This window comes from Lactobacillus sp. ESL0237 (assembly GCF_003692985.1).
In the GTDB taxonomy this organism is placed as follows: Bacteria; Bacillota; Bacilli; order Lactobacillales; family Lactobacillaceae; genus Lactobacillus; species Lactobacillus bombicola.
This window is the reverse complement of the sequence record NZ_REHE01000007.1, coordinates 19,934-44,841: the sequence shown is the minus strand read 5'-3', so window position 1 is coordinate 44,841 and position 24,908 is coordinate 19,934. Positions and strand designations below refer to the sequence as shown.

Sequence of the window (24,908 nt, the reverse complement as noted above, 5' to 3'; positions counted from 1 at the left end):
ACTCCTTATTAATTATTTTTTGCGCTTAATATTGACATCTTGCATACCAATCATTGGGTCAATTTCTCCAGAATAGATTAATTCGGGCGTCAAAATATACGAAGTCTTGGAATCAGAACTGACTACTGCTGCTCTTATTTTTGCTTTTTCCTTAAGACTTAACGTCGCTTCTTCATCTTTAGCTAGCTGTTTCTTAAGTTTCTTACATAATCCAGTTTGCCGATCATTTCCCGAATTAGTTAAAGCCATTGTGTAAGCATGTGGATCACCAATTAAGACTAAATTTTGGGCTGCCCGAGTCACTGCCGTATATAAAAGATTTCGTTTAAGCATTACATAATTTTGCATAGTTAAGCTCAAGATAACTAATGGGAATTCAGAACCCTGTGACTTATGAATAGTAATTGCATAAGCTCTAGTTAAGTCAAACATATCTTTTTTGCTAAAACTGATTTCACGTCCATCAAAATCAGCAGTCATACAATTTTTGGTACTAGTATTATCAATTGAGACTATTTTACCAATTTGCCCATTATAAATATCTTTTTCTGGATTATTCTGTAACTGTAAAATTCGATCACCAATTCGAAAAATTTCGTCATGAATTTCTAAAAATTTACTTTCTGCTTTGGCAGGGTTTACGATTGCCTGAATCACGTTATTCAAATTAATAACGCCACCTTCACCTTGATACATTGCGCCCAAAACTTGTATATCATCTTGATCAAAATGATTTAAAGCTTTTTCGACAATTTGTTGCACAACGTGATCAACTTCATGTGTTGGACAAGAAATAAAAGAATAATTTTTAGTTTTTTTAAAAATAATTTGTGAATTTTGCCCTTCATTTATGGCATGAGCCAAAGTAATAATGCTTGAATCATCGCCTTGCCTATGAATTTGCTCTAAAACAGTAGTAGGAAAAACATCAGCTTTAATTAAATCACTAAATACATTTCCCGGTCCCACTGATGGCAATTGGTCTTTATCACCCACAAAAACAATATGTTTAGTTTGATCAATACTATTAACTAATTGCTTAAATAAAAACATATCAACCATCGACATTTCGTCAATAATTAAAATTTCACCGTTAAGTTCATTCAAATCAGTTGCATCATTTTCACCGATTCCTAATCCCAGCAAACGATGAATTGTTTTAGCAGTTATCCCTGTTATTTCTTCCATTCTTTTAGCTGCTCGCCCTGTTGGAGCAGCCAACAAAAATGGTGGATCACTACTATATAAAGTTGAAGCTGGAATTTCGGCTAATTTTTGTAAAGCTATCAAAATTCCATTAATAATAGTGGTTTTACCGGTTCCCGGACCACCAGTTAAAATTGATATCGGATTAGTTAAAGCATTCTTAATTGCCATTTTTTGAGTATCATCATATTCAATTTTTAACTGTTTTTCCGCTTTTTCAATTGCTGCTTGAACATCTTTTTCTTTAAACTGATCACTATTTTGCCGGTTAACTAAATTTTTCATTGCCAGAGCAATTTCGTTTTCCGTCTGAAAAATATTTTGTAAAGCTGCCTCATCACCTGAAACCACAACTTTTCCTTCATGCTGTAATTTATTAATGCAGTTGGCAATCTGATCAAATTGATCAAGCGCTAATAATTTACTTGAACGCGTCAAAAGATCTGCTAATTTAATATAGGTATTGCCCTCTTTATTAACTTCATCAAGCATAATTTGAAAAACTGCGCCGCTAATTCTTTTTGGATCATCCCTAGCAATATTTAAATTAGTGCCCATGCGGTCAGCACTTTTAAAAGCATAGCCTGAAACATCTGCAATTGCTGCATAAGGGTCTTCTTTTAACTTGTTTATAGTTTCACCATGGTAAATTTGATATAAGCGATTAGCAACTTTTTTATTCAGTCCATACTGTGCTAATTTTAAAACAATTTCTGAATAGGAATCCATGGCGCTTACACCATTAAGCAAACTATCCTTCTGTTTTTTCGTCAAAGACAAGGTGGCAACTTTTTCTGGCTTATCCTTTAAAACCGATAATGCATTATCACCTAAAACGGAAACAATTTTTTCTGCGGCTTTTTTACCGATTCCAGGAAATTTACTAGAACTTAAAAAATTAATTAGGCTATCTTTTTCATGTGGTAACGACTGCTGGTAACTTTCACAGTTAAATTGTAGACCAAACTTATTATGAACAACTAGCTGACCATGAAAAAGATATGTACCGCCCACTTGAATATCGCCAAAATTACCTGTAATTTTAATTTCTTTCCGGTCATAATCAGGTAATTCACTAATTAGTGTTGCATCTAATATTTTAAATAAATTTTGATCATTTTCAAAAACGATACGCTTTACTTTTCCAGTGAATTCAGTCATTATCTTTCTCCACATCACTAAGCATTTTTAAAATGGCGTTATACTGTTTTTGAACAGATTGATAAAATTGGGGATCTTCTTCTTTTGCCTGACTAAAATATTTTTCTGCCAAATCACGATTGCGTTCTAAAACAGTAATTCCAAGTAAAAAATTTATTTTTGCCCCCCTTTTAGTCGGACAAATTTTTTCATAGTTTGCTTGTGCCTCCGCTAATTGGCCTAAACTAAGCCAAATATCACCTAATAATTCATAAACACGATCATCTAGCTGCTTAATTGTCAACGCGTATGCCAGAGCCTTCTGATGCTGGCCTACTTTCTGCATTACTAACGCTTTTTGATACAATACCAAATCATCATTAGGAATGTGGTTAAGTAATTCTAAGGCATGATTAAAATCACCTTGCATATAGTAGCCAACCGCTAAGTCGTAATCTAAAGCTTGAGGATTTTGAACAAGTTTTTTAGCTTGTTCAAGCAATTGAACCGCTTGCTCAAAACTACCTTTTTCGATTAGAATGGTCGCTAACTTTAGATAATTATCTGTCTCAGTAGGAGCCGCATCAATTTTTGTAATTAGAGTATGAATCTGGTCTTTAGTTTGATTACTTTCACTAGCTAGACTACTTTTTTTATTTATCATAATGAATCTGTTTCCACCATTTTTCTTTCTAAAAAACTCGTTTCATTCCAGACAATTAGTTTAAAATTAAAATGATTAGTTGTTTCTAAAATTGTTAAACTGGTATTATTTAGTCCGCCGTTTTGGCGCAGATTATTTAAGGGATAGCCTAATAAGCCGCCCATAATTGCTCCTAATGCAGCTCCATGACTAACTGCAATGATTTTATCATCATGATCATATTTTTGTACGATTTCTTGGGCAAAATTTTTACCACGAGCAATTACGTCCAGATAATTCTCACCACCAATACTTTTACCATCATATTGATCTGGTCTTTGCCAAAGGTCATTTACCTGGGCAGGAAACTTTAAAGTAGCTTCTTCAAACTTTAGTCCTTCCAGTTCACCTAAATCAAATTCGCGTAAACGCTCATCTTTGTTAACTGGATGTGTGAATCCCATTGTTTGCTTTAGCCTAGTTGCAGTATCATAAGCTCTTTTTAACGGACTCGCATATATGGCAGCGAATTTTTCTTTTTGTAAATATTTTCCTAATTTTGTAATGTCAATTAAGCTTTGGGGTAAAAGTGGTGAATCCCCATGCGCTCCTTGAAATCGTTTAATATTATTCCACTCTGTTTTTCCATGTCGAATAAAATAAATTTGCATTAATAATTTTCTCTCCTTATTCTACTTTTAGTTTAGCATTTAATAAGTCAAAGAAAAAATTTAATTCATCTACCCAACTAACTTTATGTTTAAATTTAACAAGCAAAATTAAAAGCATCAATCTATACTGTAGTTTGATGCTTTTAAAATCAATATTTTTCTTTCTTAACTATCGTTAAACTAATTGTAACTTATCATTATTTTGGTATGCACAATCAATATTGCCGCCGCCCATACATTCTTCACCATCATACAAAACTAACGCTTGACCAGGAGTAACAGCTCGGGCTGGTTCATCAAAATAAACACTCGCTGTGTTTTCTTTTGCATGATACTCAACTGTCACACCTACATCAGCTTGGCGATAACGAAACTTTGCACTACAATGCTTTTTAAAATCTCGTTTAGGCTGTCCAGTAAAAAATGACATATCACTAGCTTCAAGTTTGGTGGCATAAAGCAACTTACTATCATAGCCTTGTTCAACAATTAACTCATTATTTTTTAAGTCCTTACCTACCACAAACCAGGGGGCAGTTGATTCTTTAGTGGAACCAAGACCAAGACCAGATCGTTGACCAATTGTGTAATACATTAGTCCAGCATGTTCACCGACAACTTTACCTTTAGGCGTAACCATTTTACCTGCTTGTGCTGGTAAAAATTCACTTAGAAATTTGCGAAAGTTTCTTTCCCCTATGAAACAAATTCCCGTTGAATCTTTCTTTTTAGCAGTAGCTAATCCACTTTTAATAGCAATCTCACGAACTTGGGGCTTAGTCAAATTAGCTAAAGGAAAAATCACCTTACTAATTTGCGCTTGACTTAATTGACTTAAAAAATAGGTTTGATCCTTATTACCATCTTTGGGACGTACCATATGCGTAATTCCATTGACATCGGTCAATGTTTTTGCATAGTGGCCCATTGCAATATAATCAGCATCAAGCTTTAAAGCAAATTCTAAAAATGATTTGAATTTAATTTGACTATTGCACATAATATCAGGATTAGGAGTACGCCCCTTCTTGTATTCATCTAAGAAATACTCAAAAACTCGATGCCAGTATTCTTTTTCAAAATTGATTGAATAATAAGGAATCCCAATCTGATCAGCAACCTTTTTAACATCTTCATAGTCCTCAGTTACTGTGCACACTCCTGCATCATCAGTGTCATCCCAATTTTTCATAAAAACACCTATAACATCGTAACCCTGCTCTTTAAGTAGTAGGGCTGAAACTGAGGAGTCTACCCCTCCACTCATTCCTACTACAACTCGAGTCTTTTTTGTCAATTTTTATCAATCCTTTACTTCAACTAGAATTTTGCGCTCTATTAAATCTTTTAAAATATAATTTAAAAGTTCAACTGTTGCTATTAATTGCTTGTTTTTAAAAATATTTACTTTTTTTAAACCATTTCGATCAGTAATAACCATCGTAAAATGCGAAAAATCTTTATCAACTGTAATTTTTAGTTTAGTTGGCGCATTATAAGGTGAATCATTATACAGTGGGTGTTCATAACTATAATTACCCTTGGCAGTTTTAATAAAACCAACGTCGATTAAAGCATAAAGTTTCAAATCTGAACTAAGTGTATACTCACGATTATCACCATTAATTATAACTGTATTTGACATAATTTAACCTCACTTACTAATAATAAGTCAAAATAATTGTAAAAGCAATTAATTTTCATTCACTTGCAGTTTACTAGCAATTTTAACTAATTGCTTAGCAAAAAATCCAATTTCTTCATCCGTATTATATCGACCAAATGATATACGAATTGATTCCTCTACGCGGATAGAATCTGCCCCATAACAAGCAATTAAAACATGTGAAGGTTCAAGCGAACCTGCTGTACAAGCAGAACCGCCAGATACCGCAAAACCAGCCAAATCCAAACTTGCTTGTAAAAGAGTTGTTGAAACTCCATTTATTCGCAAATTCAAAACATGATGCGAACAATGTGCACCTGCTCCGCCATTTATTTGATATTTGATTTTTGCTTGATCAAGTTCAGCTAAAATCAAATGTTGAAAATGAGCATATTTTGCTTGTAATTTTATTTTATCAATTTGCTCAATTTCTTTAATTGCCTCGCTAAAACCGGCAATTGCGGGCACATTTTCTGTACCAGCCCGTCTTTTTAATTCCTGTTCGCCACCTAAAATAAGAGATGGTAACTTAATTTGGCTATTTTTAAATAAAAAGCCTAAAAACTTAGGACCATTAATTTTGTGAGCTGACGTAGATAATAAATCAATTTTCATTTTTTTAACATCAAGTTCAATGTTACCTAACCCCTGAACTGCATCAACATGAAAATATGCATTACTTTGAGCAACTAATGCTCCTATTTCCGTTAGAGGATTAATCGTGCCAACTTCATTATTAACTGCCATTACTGAAACAAGAATTGTATCTGGTGTTAGCGCATTTTTTAAATCTACTAGTGAAATTTGTCCATTATGATTTACATCCAGATAAGTTACCTCATATCCTTCACGCTCAAGCTTTTTTATCGGCTCAAGGACTGATGGATGCTCAATTTTAGTAGTAATAATTTTTTTACCAATTTTTTGCCTACTATAGGCTGTGCCAAAGATGGCCGTATTATTACTTTCAGAGCCACCAGATGTAAAAATTATTTCATTATAAGCTGCATTAATGACCTTAGCAATTTTAGTCCGAGCTTGGTCAACCGTATGTCTTGCCGCACGCCCTAGACCATATGTACTAGACGGATTGCCAAAATCTTTTTTCATTTCTTGCGTAATTTTAGCAATTACCGTTGGGGACATTGGTGTTGTTGCGGCATTATCAAGATATATATCCATTAATTAATTCATCTTTTCTATATATGCACAAATTATCTTAGCAGCCTTGGCACCGACTTTTTGAGCAAATTTATCAAAATCTTCATTTGCACTATCATCACCATTATCTGAAATAGCCCTGATTGCAATTAGTTTTTTCTGAAAATGGTATGCAACCTGTGCAAACGCGGCGCCTTCCATTTCAACGCCTAATGCACTAGTAAAATCTTGGTTAATTTTCTTTTTTTGCTCATTGGACCCAATAAATGAATCTCCAGTAACAATTAATCCTTTTTTGTATTGAATTCCTTGCTCTTGCAAAAAATCTGCAAATGCTGTCTGTTCCTTTGATTTTAAGTCAAACAATGCAGGTTCGCCAGGAATTTGTCCTTCGACATAATTACCAGCAAGTGTATTATGTGCATCATGGTAACTAAAAGAATCAGCTAAAAGTAAATCTCCTTTGCGAATACTTGATTGCAGCGAACCTGCAGTTCCTGTCATAAAAATCAAGTCAATATCAACCTTAGTTAATAAACTCGCTAAATTCATCGCAGCTTGTACTTTGCCAATACCACTTAATCCAATATAAATATCATTGTGCTTAACGCAAAAATGCTCGAATACGCTTGATCCGAACATTTCTTTGTTACCAGCATGAAAATATTTACGATAATATTTTGCCTCAATTTCCATTGGGACAATAATTGCTATTTTCATCTTTTCCTCACTTATTATAAATGAAACAATGCCAATAATACCAAAATAATTAATACCAATACAATAAAAATTGCTAAGTTTAATTTGTTTTTTAGTTTAAGGGCCTTGTCTTCTTTTTTTAAATATTCTTGAGCATTATTACTCCGGCGTTGCTCTCTTTTTTGGTGCGAATTATTTACTCTTTTAGAATTGGTTTGTGTTGACCGCATAAAGTCAGGATTAACATCAACAACCTCTTCATCATTATTAAAAGCAGACTTAACCGAATCAAAAATAACATTACTTTTTTGATTTTTGATTTTTTTTTGGTAATCAGATCGTTTTTCAGTCATATTATTCCTTAGCTTTGGCACCTGTTAAAAGCATATTTTCCCATACACTCATTGCATAAAGGGTTTTGATATCAACAATTTTGCCCTCAGCACTTAAATGCTTTAATTCTTCTAAGTTATACCAATGACTAGTTAAGAATTCATCAGCATCAAGTGGCTTTTTTTCAGGTAATTTTGTCAAAGTATCACAATAAAACAAGTACAATTTTTCATTGGTGAACCCAGGAGAAGAATAAAATTCAGTAATTTGTTCCCAATAATCAGCGCGATACCCACCTTCTTCGTTAAGCTCGCGTTTCATAGCATCAAGTGGACTAGCATCAGTTGCATCAATTAGCCCAGCAGGTATTTCTAAAGTCAATTCTTTAATTGGTTCCCGCCATTGCTCTACTAAAAGCATCTCTTGCTTATCATTAACAGCAATTGCTGCAGCTGCAGGCTGATGTTTTACAACCTCTCTAGTAGTAACCTCACTGTTTGGTAATTTTACTGTTCTTACTGATAGGTCAACAATTCTACCAGAAAATATCTGTTTTGAAGAAATTTCAGTTTCTGTTAAATCCATCTATTCACTTTCCCTACACACTAGTTAAATAAACATTAACACATTGAAGACCATTTTTCCCCTGTGCCAGTTGATACTTAACTTTTTGCCCGACTTGAAGACGGCGATAGCCCTCTTCTTTGATAGCCGTATAAAAAACAAAATATGATTTGTGATTTTGGTCATCTTCAATAAAACCAAAGCTACTATTTTGATCAAATTGTTTTACTGTACCTAGGCGCATTATTCTTCTAAACCTTCTTGTATTAGTTCTGGATAATCATTTTTAACAATTTTGGCACAACGACCACAAATTATGCTCAATTCATTATCTGCCCCGATATCTGTTCTAATCATGCGACATCTTGGACACACTTCACCTTCTGCATGTTCAACTACAAAGGAACCATTTGGCAACTTAAGCGCTTCTGCTGGAGCTGCGCTATCAGTGATTACTAATTTAGAAACAATTAGAATTTGTCTAAAATCTGCATCTAATTTATCAAGAACCGCTTTAGTTTCTTTAGTTGGATAAATAGTCACTGCCGCTTCAAATGATTTTCCAATCAGTTTGCTATTTCTAGCTTCTTCTAAAGCCTTCAAAACATCATCACGTAAATTAATGAAGACGCCCCAATTGTTAAGTAATTCTTCCCGATTATCATATTGCTCTACCTTAGGCATATCGGTTAATTGAATATGGTCTTCTTTTTCCTTTGTGAACGACCAAATTTCTTCCATAGTATGCGGTAGAATTGGGGTTAATAATTTAGCTAATTTAACAGTTGCATCATAAATAACTGTTTGCATCGATCGTCTAGCATGACTATCTTTGCCTTCAATATATAAAACATCTTTTGCAAAATCTAAGTAAAAGGCCGATAAGTCGTTAGAAATAAAGGCAAAAATATGTTTATAAACTGTATTAAAATCATACTTGTTGTAACTAGCAAGACAATCTTGAACTAAGTCGTTTAAACGAACTTCAATATATTGGTCAATTGAATTCAAATCTTCATATGCAACTTTATTAGTATGTGGATCAAAATCGCTAGTATTGGCCAATAAATACCGGAAAGTATTACGTATTTTCCGGTAACTTTCGGCTGTTTGACTCAAAATTGACTGAGAAACGGCAACATCAGACGTAGCATCAACGGAAGCTACCCATAAGCGTATAATTTCGGCCCCCATTTTCTTAATGATATCACTTGGAGCAATAACATTACCCAGTGATTTAGACATCTTATGTCCTTGATCATCTAACACAAAACCTTGTGACAAGATACTACGATAAGGTGCTTTTTCCGTAGTTGCTACTGCAGTAATCAAACTTGAGTTAAACCAACCACGGTATTGATCACTTCCCTCAAGATATAAATCAGCTGGAAAATGTAAGTTCGTTCTTTGGGCTAAAACAGCTCTATGCGAAGACCCTGAATCAAACCAAACATCTAATATATCTGTTTCTTTTCTAAATTCACCATTAGGTGAGTGTTCAGAAGTGAAACCTGCAGGTAACAATTCCTTAACACTACGCTTATACCAGGCGTTGGACCCTTCTTTACTAAATATCTCAGCAATATGATTAATGGTTTCTGGTGTAACAATTGGCGTATCATCTTCAGCATAAAAAATTGGTAGTGGTACTCCCCAAGCGCGTTGCCGTGAAATTACCCAATCTCCACGATCTTTAATCATATTATGCAAACGTAACTTACCCCATGATGGCATGAAATTAATTTGATTAATTTGAGCAAGAATTTGCTCGCGGCACTTATCAATTGAAGCAAACCATTGAGTTGTTGCCCGGTAAATTACTGGTTTTTTAGTCCGCCAGTCGTGAGGATAAGAGTGCGTAAAGTAGCTCAATTTTAACAAATTGCCGGACTTTTTTAATTTATCACTAACTAATTTATTAGCATCAGCATAGAATACGCCAACTAAATCTGCATCGGGCACTTCTTCAGTAAAACATCCTTTATTATCCATTGGACTAAAGACTGGTAAGCCATACTTCTGTGCAACATTATAATCATCTTCACCAAAGCCTGATGCAGTATGAACCAGTCCTGTACCATCTTCTGCGGTTACATGCATTGCATTCATCAGCAAAACATCTTGACCATATAATGGATGAGTAGCTAGCATTCGATCCATTTCTGAACCCTTTAAATGTTGCACAACTTGATAATCATGCCAACCTAGTGCTTCAGCCACAGACTCCAGTCGATCTGTCCCAATGACATAACGCTTATCGTTAACCGCTACAACTGAATAATCAAAAGCTGGGTTAACCGTAATTCCTTGATTAGCTGGAATCGTCCATGGTGTTGTTGTCCAGATTAAAAAGTAAGTATCAGTTGTATTTAAGATACCCTTGCCATCTTTAACTGGGAAAGAAATATAAATTGACGGTGATTCTACATCATGATATTCAACTTCTGCTTCAGCTAACGTAGATTCACTGGAAGGTGACCAATAAACTGGTTTTTTACCTTTATAGATATAACCCTTCTGATACATTTCCCCAAACAAGCGAATCTCTTCAGCTTCATACTCAGGTTGTAAAGTAATGTAGGGATGGTCCCAATCAGCTAGAATACCTAATCGTTTAAAATCAGTCATCTGTTTTTTTACTTCTTTTTTGGCAAATTCTTCACAAAGTTGACGGTATTCAGCCCGACCCAGCTTTTCCCTTTTAATTCCCTTTTTTGCAAGTTGTTGTTCAATTGGTAACCCATGCGTATCCCAACCCGGAACAAAGGGGGCATAATATCCATTCATGTTCTTAAAGCGAACAATAATGTCTTTAGAAATTTTATTCAAAGCATGACCCATATGAATATTCCCGTTAGCAAAAGGAGGGCCATCATGTAAATCAAAACTTGGCTTACCTTCGTTCAATTTAAGCCGTTGTTCATATAGCTTATCATCATCCCACTCTTGTTCCCATTGTGCTTCGCGAACAGGTAAATTGCCTCTCATTTTAAACTTAGTCTTACCCAAGTTAAGTGTATCTTTTACCTTCATTTCATATTCCTTTCTGTTAAAAAAACCTCGTCCAAAATTAGGGCGAGGTTTCATTCGTGGTACCACCTAAATTGAGCTTATTCAGCTCCACTTAAATTTTGCGTATCGTGCAAATCACGTAATAAACAAATCAGACAGCTGATCAACCTCTAAGCTTTTGTATTAGCCTTACACCATCGCTAATTCGCTGAATTTGCTTTTCGATTTTACTGTCAGTTTATTAGTTATTATCCTTATAATTATCGGGGAAAATAATATCCTTATCTGCAGCTTGCTTCATGCCGGTTGAATCTACACCGTTAAATGAAATATTCGGACTATCGCCCTCAATTAGCTGCGAACTATGATGCGAATCATCAATATTCTCCTCAAAGTTTACTTCAATCCCTGCTTCATTGTCAACCTCATCGTCTTCATCAATCTCTTCATCTGCATCAGTTAAAGTTAAAGGCTCTGAACCATCTGGTGGATAAAAACGCTCAGTTGAAAAATAATGATCAAGTGCTTTTTGCCATTTTTCATCCTCTAAGTTTGCAATCGCCTTTTGTAAAAGCTCTTGAATGTAATTACGATAACCAGCTACTTCTTTTTTAACTCGTTCATAATCGAATTTAATAGTTTCAAGTTGTTGGCGTTGATAATCTGTATCAATTAGAGCTTGAGCAGTTTTATTGTCAGCTACAATTGTTGCATCTGCAATAATCTTTTGCGCTTTTTCTTTAGCCTCAGTAATTATAGCTTGCTTTTTACTTTCAATTGCATGATATTCTGCAACTTGCTTTTTAAATTTATCAGCTTGTCCTTGTAATTGCACTATCTCATTTTTCAAGTCAGCAATCTGATCAAGTGCATCTCCATAATCATTAACAATGCGATCTAAAAAGCTATCAACTTCATGGCGATCGTAGCCACTAAGTCCTCGCTTTTTAAATTCTTGTTTATGAATATCCATTGGAGTTAATGGTTCTATCTGTATTTTTTTGCTTGCCAAAGTTTTAGCACCACCTTATATTTACCTTTTTTAGTTTGACCAATATCAGTAATCTGCAGACGCCCAAATTTCCTTAAACTAAGAACATCATCTCTTTGTAGCATAAGATTAGTTTCGGTAACTGTAAACCAGTTTAACTTAACCAATTTGGCCGAAACAGCAGCTTTTATTTGTGATCGACTAAGCTTACTAATTGCTGATAAAAGCGCATCTAATCTTAAAGAGGCGACAATTACAGTTGCCATCTTACTGTCATCGGCTGGAACTAATACACTGGTCTGTGGTAGCTGCTTTATACTGACTTTTGTTTTACCAATATACTGCAACTCACTTTGGAAAAAAGGGAGTAACTTGTTATCTGCCATAAACTGCCAATTTCCATAGTTATCGGTAATAATGTCACCAAAAGTTTCAGTTTTTATGCCTGAATTGGCTAAACTACCAAGAATCATACTATGATTTAATCGAACAAATTTTTTAGGATAAACAATCTGACAAATACTTATTTGAAAAGCATCTAATGAATAACTTGCACCTTCAGACAAAAGAACACGCTTCTTTTCAGCATCAGGATAGCCACCAAATTCTTGAAAAGAAATATCGCTACCAACAAGAATTTTTAAAACTGCCCTTTGCCCTGGATTTAGAAATTCTGACAAGACTGGTTGATTACTATAAAGAGCTTTTTTATAGTAATGAAGTAGTTTATCCACAAGTTTACTACTTTCAGTTTCCCCTAAAATTCCTTCTACATAGTGTTTTCGCTGATTAATATTTTCTAAAGCCAAATTATTTCACCGAGAATCCATATTTTTAAAATTTGCTAGCAAACATAGTAGGTATAATTATAACATAACTAACAAACAAAATTGTTATCAAATAAAAAACATTAAACTAAAAAAGTTCAATGCTTTATTGTTTGTTTTAAACTATATATTTTTAGTTGCAGAATACTTGAAAAGACTAACCGAATAACTTTAATAATATATTTAATAGCCAATTAATCACATAACTTTGAATAAAGTATAGTACTAAGACGCCAACTAAAAATGAAATATCAATTCCCGTTGTATTAGATAAACTTTCAATCGGACCTTTTCTAAAAAGATTGACATAGGGATCGATTAAACGATTAAGAATTCTAGCAACTGCTGATTCATGTAGTCCTGGTATCCAACTTATGATTGCATCAATTACCATTAAAATACTATAAAGATAAATAAGATAGTCAAGAATACTGATAAGATTATAAATCATTACTGTCATCATTCTAAGTTATCTTTTTTATCGACTAATTCACTAATCTTGCCATCAGTAACAAATCTTGGTGGGGTTGCTAAAAAAATTTTATCTCCTACTCGTTGTATCTTACCATTTAAGGCATAGACCGTCCCCGTAATAAAATCTACAATTCTTTTAGCCGAAGCATCTTCCATTCGACTAAAATTAATAATTACGGCCTTATTATCTAACAAATTTTGTGCTACTTCTTTAGCATCAGAATATACTCGTGGCTCGTATAATACTATCTTACTTTTTTTGTGACCGCTTGCACTAGAATTAATTGAGACAACATTATCATGGTAAACACCATTTGATGCACTGTTATCATCAGGTCTTAATGTGTCTTCATATTCTTCATCATCTTGAATTTCATCATCGATATCAGTTACACCGAAAAATTTACCTAATTTGCTGAATGACATTTTTTACCTCCTATTAGTTTTCACCACGATGTCTAAAAAATGGGATATCATCAGTGTCATCGTCAAATGCACTTGTTTCAATTTGAGAAATACTATTTGGTTCATCATCAAATGAGTCTTCTCGATCATTTTCTTCAATCGATGGTGTTACTCGAGTTGATGTCTGCTCATCGCTATTCAACCCCCATACACTAGTAGGGTCAACCATTACCTTATGCTTGGGTGCTGGTTGAACAGTAGGTTGATCCAATGAAGGCTCTGAATTCGTATTTTGCAAATTTTCATCAATAACTGTTTTTTCTTGACTATGATTATTGACTTTTGCTTTAGCTTGAACTTGATGACTACGACCAGGAAGTTGCTTTGAAGCTTCTTCTTCAGCTTGAGAGCTAATTCCTGTGGCAATTACTGTCACTACTACTTCATCACCTAAGTTTGGATTGATTGAAGTACCAAAAATAATATTGACATCATCTCCGGCAGCTTTTGACACTATTTCTGAGGCATCCTGTGCTTCAAACAAGGTTAAATCTGGACCACCTGTAATATTAAGTAAAACTTGCTTTGCTCCATCAATGGAAACCTCAAGTAATGGTGAAGAAATGGCAAGCTTAGTAGCTTCGACTGTCCGATTTTCACCATTTGCACGACCTATTCCCATTAAGGCAGCTCCTTGATTGGCCATAACTGTTTTTACGTCGGCAAAATCTAAATTGACGTAGTCAGTTGAGGTAATTAAATCAGAGATACCTTGTACGCCTTGTTTTAATACATTATCTGCTTCTTTAAAGGCATCCATCATTGGTGTCTTCTTGTCAACCATTTCAAGCAGCCGATTATTAGCAATAATTACTAATGTGTCAACGTACTGCTTTAATTGCGCAATCCCTTCTGTTGCATTTTTGGATCTCTTGGGACCTTCAAAAGTAAAAGGACGGGTAACAACACCAACAGTCAAAGCTCCTGTTTCACGCGCAATTTTAGCTACTACAGGTGCGGCACCAGTTCCGGTTCCGCCACCCATACCAGCAGTAATGAAAATCATGTCTGCACCTTTAAGTGAATCTTCAATCGTCTGTTCACTTTCTTCAGCAGCCTTTTGTCCAACTTCTGGATGTGATCCAGCACCTAAGCCTCTAGTTAACTTGGGCCCTAATTGAATTTTATTATCTGCTTTATTGCTATTAAGAGCTTGAACATCAGTATTGGCCGCAACAAAAGACACTCCTTGTACGCCATCATCGATCATTCGATTAACCGCATTACCACCAGCACCTCCAACACCAATTACTTTGATGACAGCATTTTTATTGTCGTCTGAATCGAATGTAAAATCCATCTAAATTAACCACCTTTAATCAAAGAACTTTTTAAAGAAATTCCTTATGCCTTTTTCATTTTTATGCATATTATTCAGTTTGCTTTGCGAGTCTGTCTCTCGCTTAGACAACTCATGTCTATTATATTCTTCTTTTACTTTTGTTTCATTAGCAGAAGTCGGTCTTTTTGATTTTTTTGTTACCGTTTTTTCATTTTGATCAAGTATATCATTTCCATATATTGAACTAGTAATCAAAAAATCAATATCTGACATTTTATATGCATAATTGACAATCCCGAAAGCTACGGAATACACTGGGTTGCGCATCCCAATTTGATCCGGATAGTAAACACGTGCCTTAACATTCATTGCATTTGCAATGATTTCAGCATATCCCTGAAGTAAACTACTTCCACCGGTAATGATTACACCACCAGGTAATTTTAATGCATCATGTTGGGCCAAACCCTTTTTTATTCGGCCAATTATTTGCATTACGCGGGCATTAATTATTTTACTTAAGTAAACTTCGTCTACCATTTGTTGCCCATTTGAGCCAACACTATTAACAGCAAACTCATTTTTAACAGAAGCTAAAGCTGGATTAGCATAGCCATAATCAAGCTTAATTTGATTTGCATCTTTTTTTGAAGTACTGAGAACTACAGAAATATCATTGCTAATGTCACTGCCACCTTCATAGTCAACATTGGCATAGACAATTTGATTATTGCGAATAACCGTTGCTGTAGTAACTCCACCACCTAAGTCAAGAATAATTGAGCCAAATTTTCGTTCGCTTTCTTGTAAAGCGACACTAGCGATTGCTAACGGGGTGGGAACAAAGAAATTATTTTGATAGCCGGCTCTTTCAATTGCCTTCTTAATATTATGAAGTGGGCTGGTTGGCGCGGTCAAGACAATTCCTTGTACTGCTAATGAATGAGCAATCATTTTTCGGGGATCATCAACAACGTCTGTTCCATCTATCACAAAATGATTAGGAAAAAAAGCAATTGGTTCACGATCACTTTTTACACCAGACCTAATTGCAATGCTGATAACGCGCTTAACATCACTGTTGCCAACTTCTTGACCACTGTCACTCACATTAATTAAATCACTTGCTTTTTCTAACTGCAACATTCCAACTGGTATTCCAGTTACCACGCGATAAATATGAGCGTTGGTCTTAGTAGCAATTTCTTTTAAAGCTTGTTTAATTGCGCTGGCTGTTTCATCAATATCTACTATATTACCATGCCGCATGCCCTTATTATTGACCGCAACTGCACCTATGACCTTACCTGCATCAGCAACAACAGCTTTTACTGTAGTAGTACCTATATCCAATCCCACTAAAAGATTTGTATCGTCCAAAAATTAAACCCCCCGTCGATGTTCTTTTAAAATTTTAACATAAAAGAAACATAAAATCAGCTTATGTTAAGCCATATATTCGCTTTTCATTTGCTGTGAGTGGGCGACTGAAAGCACCCACTTCTAAATCTATTAAACTATTTTTTCCAACTTTATTTCTTATTTCATTATAATACTTTAATTTGCTTTTGAGTGTTGAAATATCGCCAATAACTACATTCCCATCTTTCATGACAAAAATCACCTGTGATTTATGACGTGTATTCCCACTCAATAATTTTATTTGGCTTTGAAAACTACTTGGTAGACTATTAAATAATTTTAAATTATTTTCGAGTGAAACTTCGTGGTTATAATCAATAAAGACTGGTTTATTGTGGCTTACTCTATTCCAAGGAAGTAACTGTGATCCTAGTTTACCATTTGACAATATTTTACAATACCCTTTTTCTCTCTTTATATACCCAATAGTTTTAAATTCATTTATCTCCAACTGTAAGTGATTAAAATGTTCAACATATATATTGATAAATTTTATTTCATTATACTTATTAACTAACTTATTATTAATTTTTTTTTGCTTTAATAAACAATCAATTACCTTATCACTGCCTTTAATTTCGGAAGTGTTCACAATTTCCTTAATGGGAAGGCTACTTTCACCTGTTACTGTGATACTGTTAACATTGGCTAATGGAGATATATAGTAACCTAAGCCTAATAAGACTATTACCGAAACAATAATAATCAAACCCATTCGCTTGAACAAGGCTGACCTACGCTCGCTATGCAACTTAGAAAGAGAAGCAGAGATTTTTACTTGATTTTTTCTCTTATTTTGATTAGATTGATAGTTTAAATATCGAGATAATTTTTCTTCAGGATCAATCTTTGTCACCTTTTTTTTAGTCAACAGTTTTCACCTATTTATTACTTAGTAATCTCTTCCATTACTTTAATTATCTGATCTGAAGCATTTGGAACCCCTAATCGCTTAGAAGCAATACTCATTGCGTCAGCATATTTACTATCCAGTAAAATATGGTCAATTGACGAAATAAAATTGTTAGGATTCAGATCATTTTCGGCAATTACAGTAGCTGCACCTGCTTTTTCAAGATCAAGTGCATTTTTCATTTGATGATTATGTGTAACATTAGGACTAGGAATCAAAATTGCTGGGACACCTAAAGCAGTAAATTCAGCAATACTGGTTGCTCCAGAACGAGAAACAACGCAAGTCATCTTAGGTAACAAGGCCGGCATATCTTTTACATAAGATAAAATAGTAATATTATCATATTGAATACCAGCTAATTTCTTTTTGATTTCTTCATAATAATACATTCCGGTAACCCAAATGATTTTATATGGCTTTTGGTTAAGCTTTTTTAGTGATTGCAGCATAATTCTATTAATGGTCAATGCTCCACGTGAACCACCAAAAACTAACACTGTGGGCATTTTAGAATCATATTTACTTGTAATATTATTTGCGCTTGCAGACAATAATCTTAATACTTGTTGTGACCGGGGATTCCCTGTTTTTACAAGTTTTTTTTTCTCACTAAACTGCTTAGCTGCATCATCAAATGTGTAACAAATTTTATCAACAAAATGACCCAAAAATTTATTAGCAACACCAACTACTGAATTTGATTCATGAATCATAGTTGGAATTCCCATCTTAGCAGCAGAGTATACAATTGCTCCACTTACATACCCACCTGTGCCGACTACTACATCAGGTTTAAATTCACTGATAATTTTTTTAGCATTTTTAGTTGCTTTGATAAACTTTTTAATAGTTGTAAAATTATTCAATAAGTGCTTACGACTAAAGCCCTGAATTTCCAGTGTTTTAAAGTTAACCCCAGCTGCTGGAACTATATTTGCCTCTAATCCTTTTTTAGTACCTACAAATAAAATTTCATCATCTGTTGCCAAATTTCTTTCTTTTAAGCGTTCAATAATCGCCATAATTGGGTAAATATGGCCGCCAGTTCCACCACCAGTAAATATAACTCTCATTTATTTTTCTACAATTCCTTAATAAATTTAATAAAATAGTTGCCACGATCTTCAAAATTCTTAAATTGATCCCAAGAAGCACAAGCAGGCGAAAATAATAAAACGTCTCCTGGAAGAGTTAAGTCATATGCTTTGGGTACAGCTTCTTGAAGCGTACTAGTAATTACAATTTCCTTAATATCTGCTTTTCTTGCTGCATCTGCTAATAAATACCTTGTTTCACCATAAAGGACAACAGCTCTAACGTGCTTTTTTAATAAAGGAATCAAGGAATCAAAATTAAATCCGCGATCAAGTCCGCCAGCAATCAAAACTTCAGGGGAATCAAAGGCGGGAATTGCAACAGAAGCAGCTTCAATATTAGTCGATTTTGAATCGTTGTAAATTCTACGCTCATTTAGTGTCATTACATATTGTAAACGATGTTTAGCGCCTGTAAAGGTGGACAAGACTGCGCGAATGTCATCAATTTCAGCTCCCATCAAATGTGAAATGGCACTGGCAACCAGAGCATTTTGCTGGTTATGTATGCCTGGCAGTTTTATATCACTAGCTTTTATAAGCTTTTCCTTTTTAGTTTGCAAGTAACCATCAGCAATAAAATAATCAGCTTCTTGATTGTTTTCAGAAAAAGTTTGGATTTGAGCTTGAGTTATTTTTCTTTCTTCATTGAGAATATTAGGCTGGTCAAGATTAGCCAAAAAATAATGATTAGCTGTTTGCGTTCTAGTTACATTTAATTTTGCATCAACGTAGTTATTAAATGTTTTATGATAATCAAGGTGCACATTGTGATAAATATCAATAATTGTCGCTACTTCTGGATTGATATCAGTTACACCTAGTAACTGAAAGCTGGACATTTCTACTATTAATAAATCTTGACTACTAGCTTTCATTACTACTTCGGAGATAGGAGTACCAATATTGCCAACTGCGTAAGCGTGATGACCTAATTTAGTCATATGATGTTCCATAATTTCTTGCGTAAGCATCACAGTTGTAGTTTTACCATTTGAACCGGTCACACATACGTAGGGTGCTTCACTGGCACTTAAAGCAATTTCTGGTTCAGTAATAATGGGCAGACCAATTTCCTGTGCCTTTTTTACCATTGGGTTTTCATAAGGGATACCCGGATTCTTAACAAAATAATCAAAATGTTCTTGATTTAATAATTCAACTGGATGTTTACCCCCAATTACACGTACACCCAGCTGCACTAATTTTTGAGCATATTCATTTTTAGCTAAATCTGCCTGATCATTCAAAGTTAGCTTTGCACCAAGTTTAAGTAGCAATCTACTCACTGCAAAACCACTTTTTCCTAAACCTAAAACTAATATATTTTTATTTGCATACTTTGCAACTTTTTTCATGACACTATCCCCAAATTAATAAATATAGAATACTTCCGATTAAGCCAACAGTCCAAAACAAAAAGTCAACTTTCCACTCAGAAAATCCAATCATTTCAAAATGATGATGAATAGGTGTCATTTTAAAAATTCGTTTGCCTGTAGTTTGATAAGAAATTACTTGCATAATCACACTAGCGGTTTCACAAACAAAGACAATGCCAATTAGCAAGAGTGACCAAGGATGATGTAAAAATACACTTACAGCTGCAAGACCGCCTCCTAGTGCCAACGAACCTGCATCCCCCATAAAAATCTTTGCTGGTTTATGATTAAAAACAAAAAATGAGATTAACCCACCGATTATGCTCATACAAAAAATTAAAATAGAAAAATTCTTTTGCTTTAAAGCAATATAAGCATAGGTCGCATAGGCAATAATTGACAACCCAGTTGCTAAACCATCAAGTCCATCAGATAAATTGACAGCGTTTGAAAAGCCAACTAGCCAGAAAATAACAAAAGCCGTAAATACAACAACACTACTGATAGTTCCGATTAGTGGCAAGAAAAGTGCAAACTTAAAATTATCTTTCATTGCAATGCAGATAATCGCAATAGCAATAAAAATTTGAAAAACAAACTTTTGCCAAGCTTTCAATCCCAAATTACGCTTATAAAATAATTTAATACCATCATCTAAAAAGCCGATAATTCCATACCCTAGTAGGCTAATTAGCAAAATATATACCAAATTATTCATTTTATTTTGCCATATTGAAACCCAAATAGTTGTAATAGTGGCTGCAATTACAAAAATAACACCGCCCATTGTGGGGGTACCAGATTTCTTTTGGTGCCACTTTGGGCCTTCATCACGAATTTTTTGTCCTTCATGATGTGACGACATAAAAATAATCATCCACGGAAGAAAAATTCCGGTTAATACTAGTGAACTAACTAATGCGATAATGCTAATAATCAGCATAAATGCTACTCCTTTAATTTTACTTTAATTTTGCTTGATGGATCTATTACAGTATCTGGGGTAATGTTTTGCTTATAAACTATTCCAGACCCACTAATATTTATTTTGTTCGTAATCAATCTTGATAATTGATATAAATCATCCCTTTTCCAGCCCTTCAAATTAGGCATCTTAACATTGCCTGCTGTCAGTACTATTAAATTGCTACCAGATACTCGTTGAGTTCCTTGTGAAAGAGCTTGTTTTGCTATTTTATTTCCTGTTCCTAAGATAATCAGATTAACACCAGTTTGACGAGCTTTTTTCTTCGCCTCAGCAACAGTTAAATTTTGTAGATTAGGAATTTTTACCTCTATTGATTTGTCCACACTATTTTTTGACATTAAAATAACACGGTTCATCATTGGTTTAAATATCGAGGCCAGTATAACTTCTGCTGGCTTAGACATTCGCTGTGGCTGTTTCATTGTGATATAGATGCAATATCGCGGATGCTTTGCTGGCGTAACACCAACAACTGAGAAGGTATAATTATTACTTCCCTTTAGATAACCGCCACCTTTTAATCTTGCTATTTGTGCTGTACCTGTTTTTGCTGCAATACTTTCTTTATTGATGCGGTAAATAGATCCAGTACCAATTTTTTTATTTAACACGCGTTGCATATTGGACAAAACTACTTGAGCGGTTTTCCTTGAATAAATCGGTTCACCCACATTTTTAACTTGATAACCATCTATTACTTTACCAGCAGAATTGGTTGTTTTTTCAATAAACTGTGGTTTAACCATTTGCCCATCATTAGCTAAACTACTAAATGCTTGCATCATCTGCATTACATTGACATTAACTCCTTGGCCAAAACTAGTAACAGCTTGATCAATTGGAGATTGAAAAGTTATAAATCCAGGCTGTTCACCAGGTAAAGTGACATTAGTTTTTTTACCAATCCGAAATTTTTCCAAATAATTACGCCACGTCTTAGCTCCCATTTGTTGTTCAATATGAACAAACCCCGTATTACTAGAACGTGGAAATGCCTGTGAGTAGGGAATACTACCCCATCCTTGTGCTTGCCAATCATGGATAACTGATCCTGAAACGGTTACTGCTCCTGAATTGTAATACTGATTGGGATGATAATTGTTGCTATTGACTGCAGCAGCTAGCGTCAACACTTTGAACACTGAACCTGGCTCGAATGTATCTTGTACTAAGATATTACGATAAGAATGTGAAATTCCCTTTTTCGTTTGCGGGTTAAATGTCGGACGTTGCGAAGCTGCTAAAACTTTACCAGTTTTCATGTCTTCCACCACTGCGGTCATCGATACTGGTTGGTAATTTCTTTGGACATAGGATAAACGATTTTCCAAATAATTTTGTAATTGAGAATCAATTGTCAAATAAAGATTTTTACCATCAACAGGTGCCTTATATGTTTGAACACTATTAGGTATCTGATAATTAGCCGCATCAACTGAAGAAATCTGATATCCATCCTTTCCAGATAAAACATCATCAAACCACGCTTCAAGTCCCATTGTTCCAACTAAGGACTCTGACTTGGTCTTTTTGTCATATTTTGGAGTGGCAATTCCGATAATATGAGAGGCAAAATTTCCATTTAAATATAAACGCGATTGCGTTTCAAAAAATTTAATACCTGGCAATTTCATCTGCTCAATTTTATCTTTTTGTTTCTTAGTTAGACCCATTCCAGCAGTTCCAAACTGAACTTGAAAAGCAACATGTTTAGGAGAAAGATAATGTAAAATTTGATTAGCCGATAAAGGTAAAACCTTTGCCAACTTTTGAGCGGTTTTTGTCTTATTAGTCACGTATTCAGGCTTATTTTTATAATTGATTGAAGATTTATCTAAAATAGCATAAATCGTATATAAGTGTGAATCTTGAGCAACTGCTAAACCGTTACAATCATAGATAGTTCCTCTAGTTGCTTTTAAAATTTGATTGCGCTTATATAATTGTTCTGTTTTTTGCGTTAAATCCTGACTATTAACAGTTTTAGAGATACCTATATACAAAAATCTGCCTGTAAATACAAGAAAAACCAAAGCTACAGCCAGCTGAAAAAATCTGCCAACTATGATACGGTACCCGTGAGCTTTGGAATTGGGATTATTTTTTTTATTGTCTTGTTCATTCATTAGTGTATAGTCCTAATGTTTTTATCAATTAAAATTAGTCCTTGACTATGCGCAATTCGATTCATTCGCGAGCTTGAGGTCAATTCTCCAAGTTCTTGATGTAAGTCACTAACTTCACTTTTTCCCCTATCAACTGAGCGTTGAATACTGGTTAATTCATGTTGCGCTGAAGTTGCAGTAATACTGGCCGACACAAGAACGGTCATCATACTAATCGTAATTATAGTTCCTAAAAACAATATTATTTTTTCCAATCCACTCCAAGGGACTTCCTGTTGCGTAATAGGTTGGTGTTGTTGCTGTTTGGATTCAAGTTCTTCTTTGGGATCATATTCTATTTCCCTTGCTAAATTATCAGCCATTGTTATTTCCCTTTATTATAATTTTTCCGCAATCCGCAACTTGGCACTGTGTGAGCGGTTATTATTTTTTAGCTCTTCAGAAGAAGCAGTTATTGGTTTGCGATTTACCAATCTAAGGATTGGTTTAATACTATCTGGAATCATTGGCATTCCACGCGGTACTTCAACTTCCGAATACTTCTTAAAGATATTTTTTACAATTTTGTCTTCATCAGACTGAAAAGTAATTACACTAATTCGCCCACCTGGCTTAAGTAATTCTATTGCTTCTTCAAGTGATTTTTCTAATACTTCGAGTTCATGATTTACGGCAACCCGCAAAGCTTGAAAGGTCTTTTTAGCTGGATGCCCCCCAGTTCTTCTAGCAAATGCAGGAATTGCGGCCTTAATAATCTCAACCAATTCAAAAGTTGTTTCGATTGGCTTTTTTTGTCTATTCTCTATAATCTTTTTAGCAATTTGCCGTGAATATTTTTCATCACCAAATTTATACAGAATAGCCGCCAATTCTTTTTGACTTGAATTATTTATTAACTGATAAGCATCCAGATTTTGGCTTTGATCCATCCTCATATCAAGTCGAGCATTAAATCTATACGAAAAGCCACGTCCTGCCTGATCAAATTGGGGTGAAGAAACTCCTAAGTCATAATAAATACCATCTATCCCAGTTTCATAGCCTAACTGATTCATTTCTGATTTTAAATGACTAAAATTGTTATGTACTAACTTTAGTTGTGGCTTACTACTAGATTTTAGTACATCGGCAAAATTAGCTTTTGCCATTTGAATCGCATACTCATCCTGATCAAAGCCAACTAATGTACCATTGCTTAACTTGCTTAATAAATATTTGGCATGCCCGCCGCCACCAAATGTTGCGTCTACATACAGGCCATCATTCTTCAGTTTTAAATTATCAATTGTTTCGTGTAAAAGTACACTGGTGTGTTTAAATTCCATAATTATTTATAGTTCAATATCATCGAAATCTTCAGCAATGTCATCATAATTTTCATTAGCCTGTACACTAAATTCATCCCAACGATCTTTTGACCAAATTTCTATTCGATCAGAAACGCCAACGATTACACATTCTTTAATCAAGGATGCATGTTTCTTTAAAGTCGTGGTCAGATTCACACGTCCTTGCTTATCGAATTCGCACTCCATTGCACCAGAATAAAATAGTCGCGTAAAACTACGAGCATTCCTTTTAGTCAATGGAAGGTGGGCTAATTTTGCTTCCATGACTGCCCACTCTTCTGTGGTATAACCAAAAATGCAGCCTTCCATGCCGCGAGTGAAAATCATTTTATCACCAATTTGATTACGCAAACGGGCAGGTATAATTAGCCGACCTTTGCTATCAAGATTGTGATGATATTCACCCATGAACATGGCTTAGCCCCCTTCTAAAGAATAATTTACCACAATTCACCACTTCCTACCACTTTTTAGTTACAAAACATTAAATATTTATA

25 protein-coding genes are annotated in these 24,908 nt (G+C 34.6%); all 25 read right to left on the bottom strand.

Going from position 1 to position 24,908, the window contains the following annotated elements:
* Positions 1 to 12: 12 nt before the first annotated feature.
* Positions 13 to 2,367 carry an ATP-dependent RecD-like DNA helicase gene (locus F5ESL0237_RS03155; protein WP_122024624.1) on the bottom strand — a complete coding sequence of 785 codons (2,355 nt, stop codon included), beginning with the start codon at positions 2,365 to 2,367 and terminating at the stop codon, positions 13 to 15.
* Positions 2,360 to 3,007 (bottom strand): tetratricopeptide repeat protein, encoded by a 648-nt coding sequence (locus tag F5ESL0237_RS03150; protein ID WP_369931597.1) that lies wholly within the window; start codon positions 3,005 to 3,007, stop codon positions 2,360 to 2,362. The genes F5ESL0237_RS03155 and F5ESL0237_RS03150 overlap by 8 nt, the downstream gene beginning before the upstream one ends.
* Positions 3,007 to 3,660 carry a histidine phosphatase family protein gene (locus F5ESL0237_RS03145; protein ID WP_122021591.1) on the bottom strand — a complete coding sequence of 218 codons (654 nt, stop codon included), beginning with the start codon at positions 3,658 to 3,660 and terminating at the stop codon, positions 3,007 to 3,009. Before F5ESL0237_RS03145 ends, F5ESL0237_RS03150 begins: the two co-directional genes overlap by 1 nt.
* Before the next feature lie 175 nt (positions 3,661 to 3,835).
* Positions 3,836 to 4,957, bottom strand: coding sequence for a tRNA 2-thiouridine(34) synthase MnmA (gene mnmA / locus F5ESL0237_RS03140; RefSeq protein ID WP_228150126.1), 1,122 nt, complete (start codon positions 4,955 to 4,957; stop codon positions 3,836 to 3,838).
* 6 nt (positions 4,958 to 4,963) lie between these two features.
* Positions 4,964 to 5,305 carry a DUF1831 domain-containing protein gene (locus F5ESL0237_RS03135; RefSeq protein WP_122021590.1) on the bottom strand — a complete coding sequence of 114 codons (342 nt, stop codon included), beginning with the start codon at positions 5,303 to 5,305 and terminating at the stop codon, positions 4,964 to 4,966.
* A gap of 48 nt (positions 5,306 to 5,353) precedes the next feature.
* Complete coding sequence (locus tag F5ESL0237_RS03130; RefSeq protein WP_122024623.1) at positions 5,354 to 6,508, bottom strand: cysteine desulfurase family protein; 1,155 nt, start codon at positions 6,506 to 6,508, stop codon at positions 5,354 to 5,356.
* Between the two features lie 3 nt (positions 6,509 to 6,511).
* On the bottom strand, positions 6,512 to 7,207 hold the full coding sequence (locus F5ESL0237_RS03125; RefSeq protein WP_122024622.1) for a 5'-methylthioadenosine/adenosylhomocysteine nucleosidase: 696 nt from the start codon (positions 7,205 to 7,207) through the stop codon (positions 6,512 to 6,514).
* A gap of 14 nt (positions 7,208 to 7,221) precedes the next feature.
* Positions 7,222 to 7,539 (bottom strand): hypothetical protein, encoded by a 318-nt coding sequence (locus tag F5ESL0237_RS03120; RefSeq protein ID WP_122021587.1) that lies wholly within the window; start codon positions 7,537 to 7,539, stop codon positions 7,222 to 7,224.
* Position 7,540: 1 nt separating this feature from the next.
* A complete protein-coding gene (locus F5ESL0237_RS03115) occupies positions 7,541 to 8,104 on the bottom strand; it encodes an NUDIX hydrolase (RefSeq protein WP_122021586.1) in 564 nt (187 codons plus the stop codon).
* A 13-nt stretch (positions 8,105 to 8,117) separates the two neighbouring features.
* A complete protein-coding gene (locus F5ESL0237_RS03110; RefSeq protein ID WP_090091777.1) occupies positions 8,118 to 8,327 on the bottom strand; it encodes a cold-shock protein in 210 nt (69 codons plus the stop codon).
* Positions 8,327 to 11,116, bottom strand: a complete 2,790-nt coding sequence (gene ileS, locus F5ESL0237_RS03105; protein WP_122024701.1) for an isoleucine--tRNA ligase — start codon at positions 11,114 to 11,116, stop codon at positions 8,327 to 8,329. The genes F5ESL0237_RS03110 and ileS overlap by 1 nt, the downstream gene beginning before the upstream one ends.
* Positions 11,117 to 11,336: 220 nt before the next feature.
* Complete coding sequence (locus F5ESL0237_RS03100) at positions 11,337 to 12,107, bottom strand: DivIVA domain-containing protein (RefSeq protein WP_122024621.1); 771 nt, start codon at positions 12,105 to 12,107, stop codon at positions 11,337 to 11,339.
* Entirely contained in the window at positions 12,083 to 12,895 is an 813-nt protein-coding gene (locus F5ESL0237_RS03095; RefSeq protein WP_233551872.1) for an RNA-binding protein, read from the bottom strand. The genes F5ESL0237_RS03100 and F5ESL0237_RS03095 overlap by 25 nt, the downstream gene beginning before the upstream one ends.
* Positions 12,896 to 13,070: 175 nt before the next feature.
* Entirely contained in the window at positions 13,071 to 13,376 is a 306-nt protein-coding gene (locus F5ESL0237_RS03090; RefSeq protein WP_090091773.1) for a YggT family protein, read from the bottom strand.
* Positions 13,373 to 13,813, bottom strand: coding sequence for a cell division protein SepF (locus tag F5ESL0237_RS03085; protein WP_090091771.1), 441 nt, complete (start codon positions 13,811 to 13,813; stop codon positions 13,373 to 13,375). The genes F5ESL0237_RS03090 and F5ESL0237_RS03085 overlap by 4 nt, the downstream gene beginning before the upstream one ends.
* A 13-nt stretch (positions 13,814 to 13,826) precedes the next feature.
* Positions 13,827 to 15,152 carry a cell division protein FtsZ gene (ftsZ, locus tag F5ESL0237_RS03080; RefSeq protein ID WP_122024620.1) on the bottom strand — a complete coding sequence of 442 codons (1,326 nt, stop codon included), beginning with the start codon at positions 15,150 to 15,152 and terminating at the stop codon, positions 13,827 to 13,829.
* Between the two features lie 15 nt (positions 15,153 to 15,167).
* Positions 15,168 to 16,514, bottom strand: a complete 1,347-nt coding sequence (gene ftsA / locus F5ESL0237_RS03075; RefSeq protein ID WP_122024619.1) for a cell division protein FtsA — start codon at positions 16,512 to 16,514, stop codon at positions 15,168 to 15,170.
* A 61-nt stretch (positions 16,515 to 16,575) separates the two neighbouring features.
* Positions 16,576 to 17,427 (bottom strand): cell division protein FtsQ/DivIB, encoded by an 852-nt coding sequence (locus F5ESL0237_RS03070; protein ID WP_122024618.1) that lies wholly within the window; start codon positions 17,425 to 17,427, stop codon positions 16,576 to 16,578.
* A 17-nt stretch (positions 17,428 to 17,444) separates the two neighbouring features.
* The gene (murG, locus tag F5ESL0237_RS03065) at positions 17,445 to 18,545 is read right to left on the bottom strand and encodes an undecaprenyldiphospho-muramoylpentapeptide beta-N-acetylglucosaminyltransferase (protein ID WP_122021579.1); all 1,101 of its coding nucleotides are present in this window, start codon (positions 18,543 to 18,545) and stop codon (positions 17,445 to 17,447) included.
* Positions 18,546 to 18,553: 8 nt separating this feature from the next.
* On the bottom strand, positions 18,554 to 19,924 hold the full coding sequence (gene murD / locus F5ESL0237_RS03060) for a UDP-N-acetylmuramoyl-L-alanine--D-glutamate ligase (RefSeq protein WP_122024617.1): 1,371 nt from the start codon (positions 19,922 to 19,924) through the stop codon (positions 18,554 to 18,556).
* A gap of 4 nt (positions 19,925 to 19,928) precedes the next feature.
* The gene (mraY, locus tag F5ESL0237_RS03055) at positions 19,929 to 20,891 is read right to left on the bottom strand and encodes a phospho-N-acetylmuramoyl-pentapeptide-transferase (protein ID WP_122024616.1); all 963 of its coding nucleotides are present in this window, start codon (positions 20,889 to 20,891) and stop codon (positions 19,929 to 19,931) included.
* Positions 20,892 to 20,896: 5 nt separating this feature from the next.
* A complete protein-coding gene (locus F5ESL0237_RS03050) occupies positions 20,897 to 23,062 on the bottom strand; it encodes a penicillin-binding protein (protein ID WP_122021576.1) in 2,166 nt (721 codons plus the stop codon).
* Positions 23,062 to 23,424 (bottom strand): cell division protein FtsL, encoded by a 363-nt coding sequence (gene ftsL / locus F5ESL0237_RS03045; RefSeq protein ID WP_122024615.1) that lies wholly within the window; start codon positions 23,422 to 23,424, stop codon positions 23,062 to 23,064. Before ftsL ends, F5ESL0237_RS03050 begins: the two co-directional genes overlap by 1 nt.
* A gap of 15 nt (positions 23,425 to 23,439) precedes the next feature.
* Positions 23,440 to 24,387: a 16S rRNA (cytosine(1402)-N(4))-methyltransferase RsmH gene (rsmH, locus tag F5ESL0237_RS03040; RefSeq protein ID WP_122024614.1), complete on the bottom strand. Its 948-nt coding sequence runs from the start codon at positions 24,385 to 24,387 to the stop codon at positions 23,440 to 23,442.
* Positions 24,388 to 24,393: 6 nt separating this feature from the next.
* The gene (gene mraZ, locus F5ESL0237_RS03035; RefSeq protein ID WP_122024613.1) at positions 24,394 to 24,825 is read right to left on the bottom strand and encodes a division/cell wall cluster transcriptional repressor MraZ; all 432 of its coding nucleotides are present in this window, start codon (positions 24,823 to 24,825) and stop codon (positions 24,394 to 24,396) included.
* Between the last annotated feature and the right edge of the window lie 83 nt (positions 24,826 to 24,908).

Coding starts and splice junctions, on each gene's coding strand:
- F5ESL0237_RS03155 (WP_122024624.1), bottom strand. CDS start 2,367: ATGACTGAATTCACTGGAAAAGTAAAGCGTATCGTTTTTGAAAATGAT.
- F5ESL0237_RS03145 (WP_122021591.1), bottom strand. CDS start 3,660: ATGCAAATTTATTTTATTCGACATGGAAAAACAGAGTGGAATAATATT.
- F5ESL0237_RS03135 (WP_122021590.1), bottom strand. CDS start 5,305: ATGTCAAATACAGTTATAATTAATGGTGATAATCGTGAGTATACACTT.
- F5ESL0237_RS03130 (WP_122024623.1), bottom strand. CDS start 6,508: ATGGATATATATCTTGATAATGCCGCAACAACACCAATGTCCCCAACG.
- F5ESL0237_RS03125 (WP_122024622.1), bottom strand. CDS start 7,207: ATGAAAATAGCAATTATTGTCCCAATGGAAATTGAGGCAAAATATTAT.
- F5ESL0237_RS03120 (WP_122021587.1), bottom strand. CDS start 7,539: ATGACTGAAAAACGATCTGATTACCAAAAAAAAATCAAAAATCAAAAA.
- F5ESL0237_RS03115 (WP_122021586.1), bottom strand. CDS start 8,104: ATGGATTTAACAGAAACTGAAATTTCTTCAAAACAGATATTTTCTGGT.
- F5ESL0237_RS03110 (WP_090091777.1), bottom strand. CDS start 8,327: ATGCGCCTAGGTACAGTAAAACAATTTGATCAAAATAGTAGCTTTGGT.
- ileS (WP_122024701.1), bottom strand. CDS start 11,116: ATGAAGGTAAAAGATACACTTAACTTGGGTAAGACTAAGTTTAAAATG.
- F5ESL0237_RS03090 (WP_090091773.1), bottom strand. CDS start 13,376: ATGATGACAGTAATGATTTATAATCTTATCAGTATTCTTGACTATCTT.
- F5ESL0237_RS03085 (WP_090091771.1), bottom strand. CDS start 13,813: ATGTCATTCAGCAAATTAGGTAAATTTTTCGGTGTAACTGATATCGAT.
- ftsZ (WP_122024620.1), bottom strand. CDS start 15,152: ATGGATTTTACATTCGATTCAGACGACAATAAAAATGCTGTCATCAAA.
- murG (WP_122021579.1), bottom strand. CDS start 18,545: ATGAGAGTTATATTTACTGGTGGTGGAACTGGCGGCCATATTTACCCA.
- murD (WP_122024617.1), bottom strand. CDS start 19,924: ATGAAAAAAGTTGCAAAGTATGCAAATAAAAATATATTAGTTTTAGGT.
- mraY (WP_122024616.1), bottom strand. CDS start 20,891: ATGCTGATTATTAGCATTATCGCATTAGTTAGTTCACTAGTATTAACC.
- F5ESL0237_RS03050 (WP_122021576.1), bottom strand. CDS start 23,062: ATGAATGAACAAGACAATAAAAAAAATAATCCCAATTCCAAAGCTCAC.
- ftsL (WP_122024615.1), bottom strand. CDS start 23,424: ATGGCTGATAATTTAGCAAGGGAAATAGAATATGATCCCAAAGAAGAA.
- rsmH (WP_122024614.1), bottom strand. CDS start 24,387: ATGGAATTTAAACACACCAGTGTACTTTTACACGAAACAATTGATAAT.
- mraZ (WP_122024613.1), bottom strand. CDS start 24,825: ATGTTCATGGGTGAATATCATCACAATCTTGATAGCAAAGGTCGGCTA.